Source organism: Alistipes sp. Marseille-P2263 (assembly GCF_018101075.1).
Lineage (GTDB): Bacteria > Bacteroidota > Bacteroidia > Bacteroidales > Rikenellaceae > Alistipes > Alistipes dispar.
In genome coordinates, this window is the sequence record NZ_JAGQEJ010000015.1 from 1 (window position 1) to 17,801 (window position 17,801).

The following is a 17,801-nucleotide window of genomic DNA, read 5'->3' on the forward strand; positions in this document are numbered from 1 at the left end:
TTACGCACCCGTGCGCCGGTCGCCATCTCAGGTATTGCTACCCGAATGCTGCCCCTCGACTTGCATGTGTTAAGCCTGCCGCTAGCGTTCATCCTGAGCCAGGATCAAACTCTCCATTGTAAAAAATGTTTCGTTTTAAATCTTTCGCTCTAATCTCAAAGGTATTGTTTGAAATCAACTCTTTTGCAAGAGTAGAAAAAACTAATAGCTGCTCAAATACTTCAAAGAACGCTGCTCGTTTATATTTCTATAAAGAACAATTTCTTTCTTATTCTCGGGGTTGGCCTTTCGGCTTTCCCCTCGGTTCCGCCACCGTTTTTCGAGGTGGGAAAGTGGTGCAAAGGTAAGTGTTATTTTTTGAACCACCAAATCTTTTCGAAAGATTTTTCAGAATTTTTTCAGAACCTTTTTTCGCATCGCTTCAGACATTCTGTCTTATTCGAAGCGGGTGCAAAGGTAAGTCAAATTTCCGAATCTCCAAAAGATTTTGGAACTTTTTTCAAAATTTCTCAGAACCGTTTTCTTTCGCCCCGGAGCGGTGTTTTTCTCTCGAAGCGGGTGCAAAGATAAGGGCTTTTCGGGATAACTTCCAAATAATCCGGGAACTTTTTTCTGTTTTTTTTGCACTCGGATATGCACTTCTCTATTATACAGCGAATTAGTTCCGAATATTTCCGTATCTTTGTCCTCGTATCCGGACATCGGTATCATGCGTTTTATAATATATATAGGTATAATATTCTGTACGGCAGCCTGTACTTCTCCGACACCGGAACTGCATCCGGGCGATCTGCTGTTCCGGGCGGGACGGAATTCGGCGATGACGGGGGCCATCACCGCCGCAACGGGGCGGATCGAAGCGCCCGGTTTTTCGCACGTGGGGATTTTCGTCCGGTACGACGGCACGGACGCTGTTCTGGAAGCCGCGCCGGAAGGCGGCGTGCGGATCTCGCCGCTGCGGGAGTTTCTCGACGGATCGGCCCGCATCGGCGGTCGTCCGGCGGCGGTCGCCATGCGGCTGCGCGATACGGCAGGGCTGGCGGCCTCGCTCCGCCGGGCCTTCGGGTTTCTCGGCCTCCCCTACGACTGTTCCTTCCGGCCGGACAACGGAAAACTCTATTGCAGCGAGCTGGTCTGGGAGAGCTACCGCACTCCGGACGGACGACGGCGCTTCCCCGCCCGGCCGATGAATTTCCGGGCGGCGGACGGTTCGATGCCCGCCTTTTGGACCGAACTGTTCGAACGGCTCGGGGAAGCGATCCCCGAAGGCGAACCGGGGACCAACCCGAACGATATGGCGCACGATCCGCAATTGTACGAGGTCGGCCGCTGGTTCTGAAACGGAGAGGCGGTCAGACGATCCGCTCCACCGTGATGTCGGGATTCGCCCGCAGCAGGTCGATATACCCATCCTCGGCGGCCGTTCCCTTGGCGCGGATCACCAGCGTCGCCCGGTGCACGACCCCTTCGGGCATACGCGCCGCCTCCACCTCGTAGGAGATCACCGAATAATCGCGGCTTTCGAGCCGGGCGAACATCGCATCGACCGCTCCCCGGTCGGCCGCCGAGAAGACGATCATCGTCCGCCGCCGCCCCAGTTCCCCGAACACGAGCGTCAGCACCTCCAGCCCGAAGAGGGTCAGCACCGTGGCTGCGGCCGCAACCATATACATGTGCGCTCCGGCGGCGAGTCCGATACCCGCCGTGGCCCAGAGACTCGCCGCCGTGGTCAGTCCCCGCACCAGTTGCCGGTGAATGATGATCGTCCCGGCGCCGATGAACCCGATACCGCTCACGACCTGCGCCGCGATCCGGCTGGGATCGAGCCGCAGTCCGTCGTGCGAGGCCAGGAACCCCTCGAATCCGTACTGCGACACGACCATCATCAACGCGCTGCCGAGCGCCACCAGAAAATGCGTGCGGAACCCGGCGTCCTTCACCCGGTACTCCCGGTCGAGTCCGATCGCTGTCCCGCACAACCCCGCGACGCAGAGCCGCAGGATAAAATCCCATTCCGTTGCCATCATGCCGTTTCGCTGAAAAATCCGTGCCGCTCCGCGGCGTCTGTCGTCCGAAACGCCGGACCGGCGGCAGTCTATGGCAAATATAGCGAAAACTCCGCATTCCCGAAGTTTTTCGGGCGGAAAGGTTGTACGATGCGAAATTTTTCGTACTTTTGCAGGCTACGTTTAACTAATTAACTGTTTACGACAATGCCGAAAATGAAAACCAATGCCGCTGCGAAGAAGCGTTTTACCTTCACCGGCACAGGAAAGATCAAGCGCAAGCACGCTTATCACAGTCACATCCTGACCAAAAAGACGACGAAACAGAAGCGCAACCTCTGCTATTCGGGGATCGTTTCTGCGGCCGACGAGGCCAAAATCAAGAACCTGCTCGTGAAGTAAATCCGCGCAGGAGCCGCCCCTGCCCGCAAGGGCGAGGACGAAGGACGATCGAATGCGGCGCACGGCGCGCCAGCGCCGGCAAGGGCCCGGCTACCGTCGCAGGAGAGCGTCCCCGTAAAAAACGAAACAGGCCGGACCCGAAACCGGAGCGAATCAGCCCCGAAGAACGCGGGAGAACCGCGTCGCTGACAGCTCTTCAAAAACTTTTACGTTATGCCACGTTCAGTCAATGCAGTCGCTTCGCGCGCACGCAGAAAGAAAGTTTTGAAACTTGCCAAGGGTAACTTTGGTTCAAGGGGAAACGTTTGGACCGTTGCGAAAAATACGGTCGAAAAGGGTTTGCAGTTCGCATATGCGCACCGCCAGCTCAAGAAGAGGACCTTCCGTTCGCTGTGGATCACGCGTATCAACGCCGCAGTCCGCGCGCAGGGAATGACCTATTCGCAATTCATCGGCAAGCTCAACGCCAAAGGCATCGCCCTGAACCGCAAGGTTCTGGCCGACCTGGCCATGAACGAGCCGAAGGCATTCGAGGCAATAGTTAAGGCAGTTAAATAAATCCTTTTTACGAAAGGATTCGGCGGGCGGACACTCCGGTGTCCGCCTTTTTTGTAAATTTGCGGAAGGTGTCCCCGGTCCCGGGACTTCCGGAGGAGGCGGGAAACGGTCCGCCCCGCCGGAGGGGTCCGGCAAACGGAAAAAGCGCGTCCCTTCCGGAGGCTCCGGCGATGCGGTGCGGCCGGAGCATGCGGCGCAAACCGGCAGATACGGGATGCCGACACCCGATGCGGCGCGGCTGGCTGCACGAGAGATCGCATGCCCCGGCCTACCGCCCCGCCGCACGATATCCGACCGCCATGCGGCGCCGACGCACGAACCGAGCGACTATGGAAAACTGGAAAAAAACATTCGCCGTCATCTGGAGCGGCCAGATGGTCTCGATCCTCTCGAGCGCCGTGGTCGGCTATGCGGTGATCTTCTGGATGAGCCTCGAAACCGGCTCGGCCGAGGTGCTGGCCCTCGCGGCGATCGCGGGGATCCTGCCCCAATCGCTGCTCGGCCCCGTCGTCGGCGTCTATGTCGATCGCTGGGACCGCCGCCGCACGATGATCCTCGCCGATTCGTTCATCGCTCTCTGCACGCTGCTCCTCGCCCTGCTGTTCCGGTTAGGCATCGCGCAAATGTGGCATATCTACATCCTGCTGGCCTGCCGCTCGGTCGGATCGGCATTCCACACCCCCGCCATGCAGGCCTCCGTCCCGCTGCTGGCCCCCGCCTCCCAGCTCACGCGCATCGCCGGGGTCAATCAGGTGATCTCCTCGCTCTCGGACATCGCCGGACCGGCTCTCGGCGCCCTGCTGCTCACCGTCGCCCCGATCGGCGACATCCTCCTGCTCGACGTCGCGGGCGCTGCGGCGGCCTGCATCTCGCTGCTCTTCGTGCGGATTCCCCGCCCCGCCCGCGACCCGGAACGGAAACCCGCCCTGCTGCGCGAGTTCCGCGAGGGGTTCGCCGCCATGCACGCCACGCCGGGCATGGGCTGGTTCTTCGCCTTTTCGGTCGCCGTATGGTTTTTCATCATGCCCGTCGGCGTGCTCTTCCCGCTCATGACGTTGCAGCACTTCGGCGGCGGAGCCTTCGAAATGAGCCTCATCGAGATCGTCTGGGGCGGCGGAGCGCTCGTCGGCGGGGCCCTCATGGGCGCCCGGACCTACGACGTGAGCCGCATCGTGCTGGTCAATCTCATGTACCTGGTCGTAGGACTTTCGTTCCTGCTCTCGGGACTGCTGCCCGCCTCGGGATTCGTCTGGTTCGCCGTCTTCACGACCGCAGCCGGCGTCTCGAGCAGCGTCTTCAACGCCTCGTTCATCTCCGTCGTCCAAACCCGCATCGAACCCGGCGCGCTGGGGCGGGTACTCTCGCTCTACCGCAGCTTCGGTCTGCTACCTTCGGCCATCGGCCTGCTCGGCACGGGATTCCTGGCCGGTCAGGTCGGACTGACGACGACCTTTCTCCTCTCGGGCGCGATCATCTGCCTGCTGGGCATCGCGGCCTTCTGCATCCCCTCCGTCATGCGGCTCGACGGCGGACGGCCGGAAACCCGGCACATACCGTAACACGAAAACGGCGGCCTCCACACAAGAAGCCGCCGTGTTGCTATTTCCCGACAGTAGTCTGTCAGATCGTATAGGAGAATCCGTTGTAGAACACCGTATAACTCAGCCTTCCGCCTTCGTACGTCCATTTGCACTCCACCTTCGGGGAGGGGAACAGCGTCGGATCGTAATCGCCGACCTGCATGAACTCGCAAATCTGCGATCCCTCCACGATCTGGGTATAGACCCCCACGCTGTTCGAAGCCACTCGCGAGAAGAAGTTGTAAACTCCGCCCTGCACCTTGTAGCTCAGCCCCATCGGAGCGGTCTCGGTGCTGTTGGCATAGATCGAAAGGCCCTGCGCCGCACCGTCGGCCTTGAGGTCGTCGTCCCAGATATCCGAGAAAGCCACGCTCTCGTCCTCCTCGGGTGTCAGCGTCAGCCGTCCGTTCCATGCCGAAACGTACTCTTTGCCGGAGGAGGTCGTCTCGAAGTTGGCCCGGATGTTCTCCAACGTGACGACATAAGCGGCCGTGCCGCTCGGATCGCGGAAAAGCGACGTCTTACCGTCCTTCATCTGAATCGTCGTCTGTTCGTTGTTGCTCGAGATCGCCTTGATTACGAAATCCGGCTGCATCTCCACCGACCACATGTTATCCGGATAGGAGGTACCGGCCAACTGCTCCGCATTGCCGGTATTCACCTTCAGCGACCCCTCCAGAATATAGCCGTCGGCCTGCTGGGTTCCCTCGGCATAGGAGATCAGCCATCCCTCCGGTCCCGACTTCGTAATTTTCGTTCCGGGGCCGAAGAGCAGGATTTGCAGCGCGTATTCGGATTTGTCGAGTTTGACCTTGATCTTGTCCAGCTCGATCTCCGCCAGCGGCTTGCCGGGATTCTGCTTTTCTGCCTCCGCCAGCAGCGATGCCAGCCGCAGCCCCGCACCGGCCATCTGCATCGAGATGTTCTGCTGCATCATCGTCGAATTATAAATGCTCATGCCCGGCCACACCTGCTGTCGTTCCTTCCAGTCCCCGTTGTCATCGTCCATACAGCCCGTAAAAGCCAGCGCCGAGAGCGCCGTGATAGCTAAAAATTTATTCATTTTTCTCAATAAGGTTAAATTCACTTTTATAAACGCCGTCCGCCGCATTTTACTGCACGCCGCCGGAAAAAATATTTCCCCGTCCGCCGCACCGCGCCTCCGTCACCGTACCGGACCTCCGCGGCACACCGCCGCTTTCACGGCATTTCGCTTCAAAGATAAGCATAATTCGTATTTTTTCCCTATCTTAGTCCGAAGATTCCGCGTTTATCACCGAACGCACAAAACCGAAAACGCCATGTCGATACTTTCACTCTTCGGCGGCGGCCGCGCGAAGGCCCCCGAATACCCGTCCGACACGCTCACGGCACGTGACGGAACGCAATTCACCATCCGTTTTTTCAGCCACGCCTCGCTGGCGGTCTCCGTCGGGGAAAAATACCTCTACGTCGATCCGGTGAGCGGCCATGCCGCCTACGCTTCGCTCCCGAAAGCCGACGTGCTGCTTATCACGCACTCGCACTACGATCACCTGGACCGCGCCGCAGCCGAGGAGCTGCTGACGCCCGATACCGAAATCCTCTGCGACCGGACCTCGGCCGAAATGTTCGAAATGAACTGCCACACGATGCGTCCGGGCAGCGTCGCCACCCCGTGCGACTGGCTGAAGGTCGAGGCCGTGGCGGCCTATAACACCACCCCCGACCGCCGTCAGTTCCATCCCCGCGACCGGGAGGACTGCGGCTACGTGCTGACGATCGGCGGCACGCGCATCTACATCGCCGGCGACACGGAGCCGACTCCCGAACTCAGGGCGCTGCGCGACATCGACATCGCCTTCCTGCCGGTCAATCAACCCTATACGATGACCGTGGAGCAGGCCGTCGAGGCGGTCAAGGCTCTGCAACCCGCGATCTTCTACCCCTACCACTACGGCCAGGTCGAGGAGCGGACCGACATCGACCGCCTCGTGCGCGAACTGGACGGCATCACCGAAGTCCGCATACGGCCGATGGAATAGGCAGCCGCCTACAAACGGACCGGACGCACGCTTTCAATGTGCATCCGGTCCGGATTTACGATTCCCGTCATTTCACCCCAATAGATTTCAGATATTCCAGATATTTCCCGGCAACGGCGTCCCATGTGTAATTCTCCAGAACGATCCGGTAGTTTTCCCGGGAACACCGGTCTATGAGCTCCCGGTGATGATCCATACAGCATTGCAATCCTCTTAACAATTCTCCGGTATCTTCGGGTTTGACCCATACTGCATTATCCCGAGGAAGCACCTCGCGGTTAGCTTCGATATCCGACGCTATGATCGGAAGTTTGTAACTCATCGCCTCGAGAAGCGAAATGGACAACCCTTCTATCGAAGACGGAAGACAATAGGCGTAGGCGTTTCGGAACAATACATCCTTGATCCTACCATATACGGCTCCGGTAAAAACGATCGACGAGTTGCCAGCTGCAAGTTCACGGAGTTTTTCCACATACGGCCGATCCGCCTCATTGTCGCCTGCGATAACGAGTTTGCAGCCTTTATTGTCCAACGCTCCGAATGCCCGGATCAGATAATCGGGATTCTTATCCTGCACCAACCGACTCATAAACAAAAAATACCTCCCTGGAACCAGACCGTATTCACTCAGTATCCGAGCGCCGGTTCCATCATCCGCATCCGGTTCCGGAATATTGATGGCGGTCGGGATAGTAGGCGCATCCTTGTTGTAGCGCTCCTTGAAATACTTCGACTGAGCTTCACTGCACATTATGAGATGCTGATTCATGAAAGCAGTGACACATTCCATCAACTTCATTATTTTCTGCTGACGGCCAGAGTATTTGGTTCGCTGCCACTCCAATCCGTGCCCCTGCATCAAAGACCTGACTCCGAACAACCGGGGTATCCAGCAGGCTAATGATGGAGGCCAGGCGTTATAATGAATTACACTGATATGCCGCTCCGTAACAAGAGCTCTCACGGTGGCGATCAGTCCCAACAACGGCTTGCAGATCAAATTGCTGCGAGGTCCCTTCTGATAGACGACCTTAATCCCGTTTTCGAACCGGATCATATTTCTGTTGCTCTCACAAAATACGATCGGATGATGTCCGAACCGGACCAAAGTCGAAGCCAGATTGTACATATATGACTCGATACCTCCAATCAGATGGATGTCTCTCCCTCCGATAAACACGATTTTCATAAAAACTCTGTTTATTGATGAATTCCGACCGAGGACAGAACAGTAAAATTTCGCACCGATAAGGACGGACCTTATCAGTGCGAAGTTTATCAGAAACTAAATATGTAGGAACAGGTTACCTCAACCCTTGCTTATCGTTGTTCCCGACATGGAAAAACGGAATACACGTCGTATCGACCCGGCCGCCACGCATAACCTTAAGTTTATTTTTCAAGACCCATGGAGCGACTTTCGTAATATATTTTTTCATCACAGGCGATGCGGAACCGATCATCCAACAACTCTTCGGACAGTTGGCCACTTTGTCTCTCACAGCCTTCGCTTTCGCGCCGGTCCAAAGCGTCATGAAATCTTCGACATCGTGGAGATTTCCCATCGTATCGAACCAACAGCTCTCCTCCATGCCGTTGCAAGGAAGTACGTTCCCATACGGATCGATGAAAAAATTCTCCGTTCCGGCTTCACAAGGCAGCATGCGCCGCCCGCCCTTGACATAATTGATAAGCCCCAGATTGAAAAAAGCCCGGAACCACGACTTAGGATGTTTCTCGTTCATAAGTCGTTGAATCAATTCATCGAAATTACCGCAAACCTCGTCTATGTTCGTAACCTTATTATCGTACTTATGGAAATAGAATGAATTATGAAACGAAGCCGTAGCGAACTCCATTTTGAGATTACGATTCAATTCATACAGCTGAAGCATGTCGGAAGAATTATTGTTAGATACGGTTATTCCGAAACCGATATCTTTCACACCCATACGCCTTAACTCCAACAGCGTCTTGAGTCCTTTATCGAATCCTCCGGGCCGTCCGCGGAGCTCATCGTTTTTGCACGACAGGCCTTCGATACTGATTCTGAATCCCAACTGAGGGTATTTCCTCGCGAGTTGAATTATCCGATCCGAATAATATCCGCTTGTGGAAAATACGATCCGCTTCGTCTTGGTGAAAAGTATTTTGACAATATCTTCGATATCCTCCCTGACGAACGGTTCGCCTCCGGTTATATTCACCGTATCGACTTTGGGTAGCTTTTCAAGCAGTTCCGGTTTGAATTCCTCCGATACTTTGGTCGGATTGTCCCATATATTGCACATCTTACAGCGCATGGGGCATCGATAAGTTACGATAATAGATGCATCCATTATATGTATTGCTTTATGATTGTTTTCAATCGCTCTCCGTGTTTACGCCACGAAAAGTTTTTGGCATAGTCAATATTCTTTTTTGAAATCTCGGTTCTGGAGCATCCGACAATATCGGACAGGCGAACAGACAGATCATATGTCTTTTCAGGATCTATAAGCCATTCTGCATCGGGCAATATCTCCGGCAACGACGAACGATTCGATGTTATGACCGGGGCTCCGCATGCCATCGCCTCCAAAACCGGCATGCCGAATCCTTCATACAAAGACGGGAAGCAGAACACCTCGCAAGCAGAATAAAGATACTGCAAATCCTCATAATCCACTTTCCCCAAATAATGAAAATTAGAACCTAATCTGGCCGCACGGGTAAGAATTTGTTCCGCATGTTTGCCTTTCGGTCCGGCAAATACCAATGAATAGTCGGAATGTGTCGTATGAAATCGCTCGAATTCATCAATCAAATAGATGAGATTCTTTTGAGGGTGAGTCAGATAACCGATATAAAAGACATATCGATCTATCCCGAACTTCTTCTCAACATACGCCCGTGCAACCGTATCGCTCACCGGTGCAAGCCGGTCATCCGCTCCATCGTAATTTACGTAGACCTTATCCGGTCTGACTTTAAGGATTGAAATAATATCTTTCTTGGTATTCTCGGATACGGCGACTATTCCGTCCGCCAATTTACATACATAAGGATATGCAAGCTTTCTGAAAAGCATCTTTTTCCAATTTTGGCTATCCACATAATACTCTATAAGATCATGCATGTATAATATGGATCTGCACGGATTGAATAAATAGATACAAATCTGAGGATAAATCACCAGATCAATCTTATATTTCATCAATATAAAAGGAAAGACGAACATCGTATACAGATGATTCATCGCGGCTGAATCCGCCTTGCAAGGATTGGTGACGATCCGCACGTCCAACGATTTGAATTCTTCTATCTCAGAATCCTTATTCAACACGACATATACATCATAACCACCATCAAGGGACAAATGCTTTGTGATATTGAATATCACATTGCGAATCGCGAAATGGTGCGAACTGAATCTACCGTTTATCAATATTCGTTTCTTACGCCTTTCCATATTTATCCAAAAATCTTAGAGACATTCCTTTTGAAATTTTCAATATCGAACCGTTTGCAGTAATTGATATACCTATGTTTGTTCGTTCCGCACTCCCTTTGACTTTGAATGATGCATTGCTTTAGTTCGGACATATCTCCAAGACTATAAAAAAGCCCTATCCCTCCGTATAACTCATAATTTATCGGAGTTTTGGGTAGTATCACCGGAATACCATTGCTCAAAGCCTCCAAAGGAGGTAACCCAAAACCTTCTTCCAAGGATGGAAATATGAATGCGACGGCATTGCGATACAGTCGCTCGAGCTCTTCGTCCGTAACCATCCCGACAAGACGAATCTTGTCATGTCCTCCGTTTTTATCTATCAAAGCCTGTAAATCACGATGACGTCCCTTCTTCCATTCCTTCCCGAATAACAACAAATCATAATCGCCATCCGTCAGACAATTCCACTTTTCAATAAGAGATTCGATATTTTTCCGCGGTTCACCCGTACCGATACTTAAAAAGTATTGCCGGCCGCCGGGATTATCGGTAGTAGGAGCCAATGTATCATCCGTATCTGAAACAACCGGCCAATAAAGTACTTGGATTTTTCGATACTCAATTCCCAATCCGTCGCTCAACTGTTTTTTTACGGTTTCACTGATAGTGACGATCTTTTTCGCATGTTTCAACTTCCTAATCTTACATGCATATAGAAACCTTCGTAGTCCCTTGTAACCGAATCGGCTCAACGGAATAATATCGTGTATCAAAACCCATGTATCGGAATGAGGAAGGATCCAGAATTTCCCCATATTATTGGGAATCAGAAACACATCTTCTTTTTTCAAATGTTTTTTACAATACCGCGGAAGGAAAATATTGTAATAATAAAAATCATTGAAGCCCGGAACACAATCGGATTTAGTCAACCTGACCACCTCATAACCGACCTCTTCCATCGCCGAACATAGGACAGATACAGTTTTCCCTATTCCCGTATATTTATCCCTAACACACGTGTATTCAACAAAAATCCTTCGCATGAATTTTTTGCTTGCAGATTAAAAGACATACAAATGCAAGAGAGGTCACAACCAACAGGTTGTTCATGAAAAATCCAATAACCGTAGTTGCAATATCTCCGGCATTCAGTCCGGAAAAAGTATTGATAAACTGCAGATAAAGATATACAGACAACACCGATGAAGCGTCAAGACTCCCATCCACAACGGACAATAGTATCCCGACCAATACCATACCGAGAATTATTCCGGGGAATCCGAAGTTCAGATACAATTCCCCGACATAAGATATACGTTCTCCGACCCTTATATGAGTATGGTTATGATACTCCTTAAAATAATTACCGGCTGTCAGATACTTATCTTTATCTGGCATTATAACTCTTGGGACAGGTAGAGTTGCAATAGGAACCAACGTACTGCCATACAGATATCCGTCTTTCTCCGTCATATTGAAAACTTCAACATAATTATCGAATTCGACGGAAGCCTCCGTTAAAATTATTCCTCCCAATATTGCCAAATCAGCCAAGTTTTTGGTCCGCATAGCCCCCATCGCACCTGCAAGAATAACGAGAAGAAAGCAGGCAACGAGGAAATGTTTTATAGTCGTTCTCTTAATGCAAACAAAATAAACGATCCATATCGAAAGAAGATATTTCATTAAGCCGCCTCTGTCCATATTCAACAGAAAGAGGCTTATAATAAATAGGGCAAAAATCCAGAAAAAAAGCGGGAATAACCGTTTTTTAAAACAAACGATAAAATACAGCAACGACAGATTGATAAGGCTTCGGCTAATAGCTTCGATAAAACCGAGCCCTTTGCCGACTTCGGCCCGTGCCGATTGGTGGTAATTCTCGATCAAAATGGGAATGTTTCCCATCAAGCCCCATAAAAGACCTGTAAACAAACATATCCCCAAAAGAAGAAGAATCCATTTCGTCCGGGAATCATTGAATAGCTTTTTAAATCGAACATTGGAGAAAGAATATATCTTTATATGTATGAATCTCTTTCCGAATGAATAACTTAAAAGAAATATCAATACGGCAATTACGGAATACAACAATGCCCGATTGATCAAATCCTCGGAATGATCATAGACCGCCAACCCCAAGTACAGTCGTAAATGATAAGTAAAGAATCCTATGCCATGGAGCAACAGATAAAAAAGCAGGTAATAATTTTTACCGGTAAAGATATTAAGTACGCCTGTAAAAACATAATCCTTTAACAAACTGCCCAAACACAGAAATACGAGCGAAATTATATACAGTCCGCTGCCAAAATCGAACGACAAAATCTCGTACGACAGAAAAGCCAAAAACAATGCAACGATGATAAACCGATTGCGGATTCCATTCTTGGACATGGAACCGGATTCATATCTTAATATCATCTATCTTCAGATATAAGTCCCAATAATCATCCTGGATTTTTTGAGACCGTCCCACATTCCCCACACGAAAAGCCGCTCTGTTCAACAGATTACGGACCTGCTTAATTCCCGGAAATCTATTACCGCCACCCGCTTCATCCACAAAAATCAGTTGACGTTCCCTGATTTTCAATCTATTTTTCATACAATAAACCGGCAACAGAATCTCACCCATATAACCGAACAACCGTTTATATGACGTATATCCGGTCAGTCTCACCGAATTTTCCAGTTTTCCCAATATCATGAACAACCAATCACAGTATTCCGAGAATCTTGCTCTGTCCATGATGAACATGTTAAAACCCGATCGCCGATTCCCAGTCAGATACTTCTCAAGAACTCCGGAATAATCCGGAGAATATTTGAGAATGATTTTATACAATATATAGATATCCTGAGCCAGGACGGTATTTTGGAAATCGCACTTGACCGAGTAAGGCAAATAATTGAAACTCGGCAAAATCACCTCTCCCGGCTTCAACCATTCCGCATTGATCTCCAACCCATTAAAACTATGTATGCAATCCCGACTCACATTTTTCACCGCACAGCTCTTACTTCTGAAATTGAAATAACGACGATAATGGCACAGTCCGATATATTCGACATCTCTGAGATTTTTCCATGCCCAATAAAGAGCCGTGAGTTCACAATAGGAACCATTCTTTTCAGAAATATTATCTCCGGTATTATCGCATTGAAAGCCCAGATTCAACTCAGGGTGGAGAGCTTTGCCTACCTGAATAGGCATGTAGTTATCATCCTGTCTGATTGCGTGGTCGGCTTTATGACAAGCGACAAGTATTTTCAAACGAGGCTTTCTCTTTTCCATAAATCAATCAAAATAATTGAATACCCGGGCGATTATAGGCGCCATGTCGTAATATTTGTACTCGGCGAGACGTCCGCCGAAGATTACATTCCGTTCCATATCGGCAAGCGCTCTGTATCGCGAATAAAGGTCCTGATTCTTCTTGTCATTGACCGGATAAAACGGTTCCATACCGTCACGCCATTCGGAGGAGTATTCTCGCGATATGACGGTCTTGGGATTATCGTACACCGCATTGCCAAAAGCCTCGAAATGCTTATGTTCTATTATTCGAGTATAAGGCACATCCGGAGAAGTGTAATTGACTACGGCATTACCCTGATTGTTCGGTTCGTCGAGGACTTCGGTTTCGAAACGCACGGTGCGGTATTCCAGTTTTCCGAAACGATAGTCGTAGAATTCGTCGATCTTACCCGTAAAGACGATCTTGTCGGCAACCGATCTCCAGCATTCGCAATTATTAAAGAAATCCGTGCCGAGTTTCACATCCACGCCTTTGAGCAACCCGTCGATCAACAGATTGTAGCCTCCTATCGGTATACCTTGAAAACTGTCGTTGAAATAGTCGTTGTCAAAGGTCATGCGAACGGGCAATCGACGTATGATAAACGCCGGCAGTTCGGAGCAGGGGCGTCCCCACTGTTTCTCCGTATACCCCTTGATAAGCTGTTCGTAAACATCCCGTCCGATCAGGGTCAATGCCTGTTCCTCAAGATTCCGAGGCTCTTTTATACCATCGTCCTCCATGCGCTTTATGGCTTCTCGACGCTGTTCGTCCAATTTGGCCTGAGCTTCCGCCGGTGTTTTCACTCCCCACATTTGATAGAAGGTATTCATATTGAACGGCAAATTATACAATTTGCCATCGGGAGCCTTAGCAAGAGGACTGTTCGTATATCGGTTGAAAGGAACGATCGAATTGACAAAGTCCCAAATCCGACGATCGGAGGTATGGAAAATATGCGCTCCGTATTTATGTACGTTAATTCCCTCTATCTCCTCACAATAGATATTTCCTCCGACATGGGACCGTTTATCAATGACCAGACACCGCTTACCCCGTTTCGTGGCGAGATGAGCAAACGTCGCTCCGAACAATCCGGCTCCTACTATGAGATAGTCATACTTCTTCTCTCTCATATCTTATTGAATTTTAACCGATTCACCATTCCTTTCACTACTTTCAGGCGCTCGTGACGATTCAACCCGAGAACCAATGTCAAAACTATGAACAGGATAAAATCGGTCAGACACAGAATCAAGAACATCGGCAAACCGGGTGTTACGGAATTCCATATGAAATAACTGATCAGGAAAAGTACGGCGACAACCGCCCCCGAACGTAACAGCACATCGGAAAAAAAGCGGGAAACATTCAGATCTATCAACCGACGGGCAAGAATGATTCTCAATATCGACGCCACGATCTCATTAATCACAATGCACCATATCAGACTCTGCGGAGGAAATCCGATATGAGCAAAAAAATACCCGACCGGCAATACCAACAGAAACGAGCCGCCGACTATGGTATGTATCAGTTTAACCTTTCCGCAAGCCTCCATTCCGATCGTCAAACCAATAGTAGCCTGATTGAACAATGCGCTCAAGACCAGCAACCGACAAAACACGACCGAATAGTCGGGAACCGTTTTCAACCATAACGACAACACAAAAGGCATCGCTACGATAAGAGGAATTCCGAACAGAGTCAGTAACAGCAAGGGATACTTACAAGCAGCGAATACGAGCGTATTCATACGATTCCAATCCCCTTCCCCCGCGCTCTTCACTAACTGAGGCCGTAAAGACGTTGTGATGGAAGTAGAAAAGAACATCAACGTAGAGCTGACCTGGGTAGCTATACCATTGGCCGCATTGATAACGACCCCCCAGAATAGATTGAGAATGATCGAAACCCCTTGCGCCCGTAAGGTTCCGCAGGTAGTACCGATCATCACCCACCCTGCAAACCGTCCGATCTCCTTGAATACGACCGGACGTCCGAGTTCGCCGACTCCGAACCGCGACTCCGGATACCTCCTTAGGCAAAAGCTACCTTCCATCAACAACAACAAGAACGGAAGACAGGCCATAATAACGGCATAGATACGGAGTCTGTCGGCTTCCAGATAAAGCAACAATAGCGCCCCCCCGAGTTTAACCAGCGTATTGAACATTTGGCATACGGAAACGAAAACGATATTCTCGTGCGCCATTAGCAGAGCTTCGAAGGGAACCGAAACAATCGTACCGACAAGCCCGAAACATACGCTGACCAGCACAAACAACGCATCGGAATGTTTGCCCTGCGGAATACTCAATACATTATCAATGAGCAACCACCCGCCCAATAATACGACAGCGGCGACTACGAATGCGACTACGACATGCAAGCAAAGACTGCTGCCAAACACTTCGCGAATCCGCCCTGTATCCGGAGCTGATCCCATCGTGAAAGAGATAAACCGTTGAGTGGTCGTCGCCATAGTCGATGCTATAAAAGAAAATAAAGCCACCACTCCGGCTATGACATTGTAGAGACCGAAGTCCTCCTCACCCAAGGCTTCGAGAACGTAGCGGGTCGAAAAAAGCGCGATACCGCTCGACAATACGAGTCTGCAGTATATAGCAACGGTATTTACCGCTATCCGTTTGTTATTGTACATTCAAAACGCTAAAGATGAATGGCGTTCGACAGACAGTATTCGTCTATCTGATCGCCTGCGATCCCGGGATCGAATGTCGTGGCCTCGGGATGTTCGTCAAAATATTCTTTGAGTCGGGCTTCCGCTTTCCAATTGTAAATACGCCGTATGCCCCTGCCGATCACCTTGGCCGGCACACCACCAAGTACGCAATATTCACCGATATCCGAATAATCCTTGGTTAAGACGGCATTGGCCGAAGCTACGATCGTATAATCGGGAAGAACTACGCCTTTTTTAACGAATGTCTTGCAGGCGATCCAACAATACCGACCGATGACAATCGGCTGTTTGTTGCGGGTCACATTCAGTGTATCGGTATTTACCGTAAAATGGTCGTCGCAATCCATGAAAAACGAAAGAAACCCGATATCGTGGGAGCCTTAAATTCAATGATTCCGTAATTTGCGATTCGCCCGTTTCCAGGAGCTTTATACCCCAGTTTGCCAATCTGTATCATGCCGCACACCACGTGTTCCGCCGTAATCTTGAAAGTCCCGCAATGATACACTTTCGTCCCTCTGTAAATGAAAATCGGGAGTTTCCGCGCTTGCCGCCAAGGCAGGGCACGCAAGTTAAACCAAATCGTTTTGAACAAAGCCAGGCCGTTGTATTGAGCCCGGGAGAAATACCTCATACGGGTATAGAGCGGTGCGATAGTCTCTTTTATGGGCTTCATCATAAATCCTTGATTTATTCTCCGAAGCCCATAAGACCTTCATCTACATCATGGCTTCGGATGGTTATTGCAAAAATCGTCTATATTGTCCGAAAGATCACAAGTAATAAAACCGGTATCGTTTTTGAAAGATTCGGTTAAGTCTCGCTCAGTCTGAATATTGAAAACCCGACGATATCCCGAGGCAATCTGCTTCGCAGGACATCCCGCAAGTATCGGAAACGGCGAGCATATCTTCGTATAATCCTTGGAAAGCATCGCATTGGGAGCCGCCACAATCGTGTAGTCGGGCGTTACGGTTCCCTTTTTCACGGTCGTACGATTACCGATCCAATTGTAAGCGCCTATTTCGATAAATGAAGTACAGTTCTTAACGGTTCCATCCTCAATGTTCAGCATGTAATGGAAATCAGAATCCATGAATTGGGAATCGAAAGCGATACGGGCATATTTGCCGATAACGCATTTGCGACGTAACATGAATCTGACATTCTCTCCAAGTAACGAATGCTCTCCTATCGTCAGTTCAGCACCAGAGCCAAGTTCGAGCAATACCCCCCCCCACACAGCGCAATCTCCTGAAAATACGATTGTTCCAGAATTAACGATACGAGTAGGACATTGTGTCTTATTCGTGAACTGGCCAAAGCGGATCATTCCATGATAAATTCGAGGCGCCTCGATACGAATCCTGCCAAGACGCAGAATATTGAATCTACCGTAAATCAAAATAGGAAATTTCACAGCGTTTCTCAGTGGGAAACAACGAAAATTCACATAAAGCGTTTTAATTATTCTCAACCGGGGACGCAATAAGCGGGCCTCTATGGCATCTATGATTTCGCAAAGCGGCCTTTTTAAAACATCTTTAATATTCATGATCCTATAAACCTAATTATTCAAAACACTATTCCTTCCTTTCCCGGAATCCTTCAGCTATTTCCTCTCCGAAAAGTGTCCACGCCGCGGCAGCGGCCCCTGCGAGGAACACGCATCCGACGAGAATCATGATCTTCGAAGGTTTCGAGGGTTTGAGCGGGACAGTCGCGGGCTGCACGACGGCATAGACCGGGGTCGATTCCTGGACCTTCGCACGCGCCAGTT

18 protein-coding genes, 1 rRNA gene and 1 pseudogene are annotated in these 17,801 nt (G+C 50.1%); 5 read left to right on the forward strand and 15 right to left on the reverse strand.

Translation table 11 applies throughout. The features are described 5' to 3' along the window. Positions 1-120, reverse strand: a 16S ribosomal RNA gene (locus KB554_RS12955); the annotation flags it as partial. Positions 121-709: 589 nt separating this feature from the next. Between KB554_RS12955 and KB554_RS12960 the strand changes: the two genes are divergently transcribed. Further along, positions 710-1,339: a YiiX/YebB-like N1pC/P60 family cysteine hydrolase gene (locus tag KB554_RS12960; protein ID WP_262710144.1), complete on the forward strand. Its 630-nt coding sequence runs from the start codon at positions 710-712 to the stop codon at positions 1,337-1,339. A 13-nt stretch (positions 1,340-1,352) separates the two neighbouring features. Here KB554_RS12960 and KB554_RS12965 read toward each other — a convergent pair whose 3' ends face one another. Beyond that, the gene (locus KB554_RS12965) at positions 1,353-2,024 is read right to left on the reverse strand and encodes an MgtC/SapB family protein (RefSeq protein WP_211036472.1); all 672 of its coding nucleotides are present in this window, start codon (positions 2,022-2,024) and stop codon (positions 1,353-1,355) included. 189 nt (positions 2,025-2,213) lie between these two features. Here KB554_RS12965 and rpmI point away from each other — a divergent pair, with 189 nt between their 5' ends. The 3 genes from rpmI to KB554_RS12980 all read left to right on the forward strand — a co-directional run bounded on the left by rpmI (position 2,214) and on the right by KB554_RS12980 (position 4,525). Then, positions 2,214-2,408 (forward strand): 50S ribosomal protein L35, encoded by a 195-nt coding sequence (rpmI, locus tag KB554_RS12970; protein WP_019150987.1) that lies wholly within the window; start codon positions 2,214-2,216, stop codon positions 2,406-2,408. A gap of 213 nt (positions 2,409-2,621) precedes the next feature. Next, positions 2,622-2,966 carry a 50S ribosomal protein L20 gene (gene rplT, locus KB554_RS12975; protein WP_141427716.1) on the forward strand — a complete coding sequence of 115 codons (345 nt, stop codon included), beginning with the start codon at positions 2,622-2,624 and terminating at the stop codon, positions 2,964-2,966. Between the two features lie 329 nt (positions 2,967-3,295). Next, complete coding sequence (locus tag KB554_RS12980; protein WP_211036455.1) at positions 3,296-4,525, forward strand: MFS transporter; 1,230 nt, start codon at positions 3,296-3,298, stop codon at positions 4,523-4,525. A 61-nt stretch (positions 4,526-4,586) separates the two neighbouring features. Here KB554_RS12980 and KB554_RS12985 read toward each other — a convergent pair whose 3' ends face one another. Next, a complete protein-coding gene (locus tag KB554_RS12985) occupies positions 4,587-5,609 on the reverse strand; it encodes a hypothetical protein (protein ID WP_211036457.1) in 1,023 nt (340 codons plus the stop codon). 238 nt (positions 5,610-5,847) lie between these two features. Here KB554_RS12985 and KB554_RS12990 point away from each other — a divergent pair, with 238 nt between their 5' ends. Further along, complete coding sequence (locus KB554_RS12990) at positions 5,848-6,570, forward strand: MBL fold metallo-hydrolase (protein WP_141427719.1); 723 nt, start codon at positions 5,848-5,850, stop codon at positions 6,568-6,570. 67 nt (positions 6,571-6,637) lie between these two features. Here the strand turns inward: KB554_RS12990 and KB554_RS12995 are convergent, their stop codons facing one another. From KB554_RS12995 to KB554_RS13045, 12 genes and pseudogenes are all read right to left on the reverse strand, one after another. Then, a complete protein-coding gene (locus tag KB554_RS12995) occupies positions 6,638-7,762 on the reverse strand; it encodes a glycosyltransferase family 4 protein (RefSeq protein WP_211036459.1) in 1,125 nt (374 codons plus the stop codon). Between the two features lie 115 nt (positions 7,763-7,877). Continuing rightward, a complete protein-coding gene (locus tag KB554_RS13000; protein ID WP_211036461.1) occupies positions 7,878-8,912 on the reverse strand; it encodes a radical SAM protein in 1,035 nt (344 codons plus the stop codon). Next, a complete protein-coding gene (locus KB554_RS13005; protein ID WP_211036463.1) occupies positions 8,912-10,024 on the reverse strand; it encodes a glycosyltransferase family 1 protein in 1,113 nt (370 codons plus the stop codon). Before KB554_RS13005 ends, KB554_RS13000 begins: the two co-directional genes overlap by 1 nt. Before the next feature lie 2 nt (positions 10,025-10,026). Continuing rightward, complete coding sequence (locus tag KB554_RS13010; RefSeq protein WP_211036464.1) at positions 10,027-10,860, reverse strand: glycosyltransferase family 1 protein; 834 nt, start codon at positions 10,858-10,860, stop codon at positions 10,027-10,029. Between the two features lie 175 nt (positions 10,861-11,035). Continuing rightward, on the reverse strand, positions 11,036-12,436 hold the full coding sequence (gene wzy / locus KB554_RS13015) for an O-antigen polysaccharide polymerase Wzy (protein WP_339328772.1): 1,401 nt from the start codon (positions 12,434-12,436) through the stop codon (positions 11,036-11,038). Next, on the reverse strand, positions 12,420-13,310 hold the full coding sequence (locus KB554_RS13020; RefSeq protein ID WP_211036467.1) for a DUF4422 domain-containing protein: 891 nt from the start codon (positions 13,308-13,310) through the stop codon (positions 12,420-12,422). Before KB554_RS13020 ends, wzy begins: the two co-directional genes overlap by 17 nt. 3 nt (positions 13,311-13,313) lie before the next feature. Beyond that, positions 13,314-14,450: a UDP-galactopyranose mutase gene (gene glf, locus KB554_RS13025; RefSeq protein WP_211036469.1), complete on the reverse strand. Its 1,137-nt coding sequence runs from the start codon at positions 14,448-14,450 to the stop codon at positions 13,314-13,316. Next, entirely contained in the window at positions 14,447-15,799 is a 1,353-nt protein-coding gene (locus tag KB554_RS13030; RefSeq protein WP_242116376.1) for a hypothetical protein, read from the reverse strand. Before KB554_RS13030 ends, glf begins: the two co-directional genes overlap by 4 nt. 188 nt (positions 15,800-15,987) lie before the next feature. Beyond that, positions 15,988-16,323 (reverse strand): hypothetical protein, encoded by a 336-nt coding sequence (locus KB554_RS13345; RefSeq protein WP_242116378.1) that lies wholly within the window; start codon positions 16,321-16,323, stop codon positions 15,988-15,990. Between the two features lie 17 nt (positions 16,324-16,340). Beyond that, on the reverse strand, positions 16,341-16,700 hold the full coding sequence (locus KB554_RS13350) for a hypothetical protein (protein ID WP_242116380.1): 360 nt from the start codon (positions 16,698-16,700) through the stop codon (positions 16,341-16,343). Positions 16,701-16,745: 45 nt separating this feature from the next. Then, positions 16,746-17,576, reverse strand: a complete 831-nt coding sequence (locus KB554_RS13040; RefSeq protein WP_211036471.1) for a transferase — start codon at positions 17,574-17,576, stop codon at positions 16,746-16,748. A 28-nt stretch (positions 17,577-17,604) separates the two neighbouring features. Beyond that, a pseudogene (locus KB554_RS13045) lies at positions 17,605-17,801 on the reverse strand (chain-length determining protein); the annotation flags it as partial.

What these genes read in the sequence shown, in the direction of transcription:
- KB554_RS13000 (WP_211036461.1), bottom strand. Translation starts at nt 8,912, where the DNA reads ATGGATGCATCTATTATCGTAACTTATCGATGCCCCATGCGCTGTAAG.
- glf (WP_211036469.1), bottom strand. Translation starts at nt 14,450, where the DNA reads ATGAGAGAGAAGAAGTATGACTATCTCATAGTAGGAGCCGGATTGTTC.
- KB554_RS12995 (WP_211036459.1), bottom strand. Translation starts at nt 7,762, where the DNA reads ATGAAAATCGTGTTTATCGGAGGGAGAGACATCCATCTGATTGGAGGT.
- KB554_RS13005 (WP_211036463.1), bottom strand. Translation starts at nt 10,024, where the DNA reads ATGGAAAGGCGTAAGAAACGAATATTGATAAACGGTAGATTCAGTTCG.
- KB554_RS12980 (WP_211036455.1), top strand. Translation starts at nt 3,296, where the DNA reads ATGGAAAACTGGAAAAAAACATTCGCCGTCATCTGGAGCGGCCAGATG.
- rpmI (WP_019150987.1), top strand. Translation starts at nt 2,214, where the DNA reads ATGCCGAAAATGAAAACCAATGCCGCTGCGAAGAAGCGTTTTACCTTC.
- KB554_RS13040 (WP_211036471.1), bottom strand. Translation starts at nt 17,576, where the DNA reads ATGAATATTAAAGATGTTTTAAAAAGGCCGCTTTGCGAAATCATAGAT.
- rplT (WP_141427716.1), top strand. Translation starts at nt 2,622, where the DNA reads ATGCCACGTTCAGTCAATGCAGTCGCTTCGCGCGCACGCAGAAAGAAA.
- KB554_RS13030 (WP_242116376.1), bottom strand. Translation starts at nt 15,799, where the DNA reads ATGGCGACGACCACTCAACGGTTTATCTCTTTCACGATGGGATCAGCT.
- KB554_RS12985 (WP_211036457.1), bottom strand. Translation starts at nt 5,609, where the DNA reads ATGAATAAATTTTTAGCTATCACGGCGCTCTCGGCGCTGGCTTTTACG.
- wzy (WP_339328772.1), bottom strand. Translation starts at nt 12,436, where the DNA reads ATGATATTAAGATATGAATCCGGTTCCATGTCCAAGAATGGAATCCGC.
- KB554_RS12960 (WP_262710144.1), top strand. Translation starts at nt 710, where the DNA reads ATGCGTTTTATAATATATATAGGTATAATATTCTGTACGGCAGCCTGT.
- KB554_RS12965 (WP_211036472.1), bottom strand. Translation starts at nt 2,024, where the DNA reads ATGGCAACGGAATGGGATTTTATCCTGCGGCTCTGCGTCGCGGGGTTG.
- KB554_RS13020 (WP_211036467.1), bottom strand. Translation starts at nt 13,310, where the DNA reads ATGGAAAAGAGAAAGCCTCGTTTGAAAATACTTGTCGCTTGTCATAAA.
- KB554_RS13350 (WP_242116380.1), bottom strand. Translation starts at nt 16,700, where the DNA reads ATGATGAAGCCCATAAAAGAGACTATCGCACCGCTCTATACCCGTATG.
- KB554_RS12990 (WP_141427719.1), top strand. Translation starts at nt 5,848, where the DNA reads ATGTCGATACTTTCACTCTTCGGCGGCGGCCGCGCGAAGGCCCCCGAA.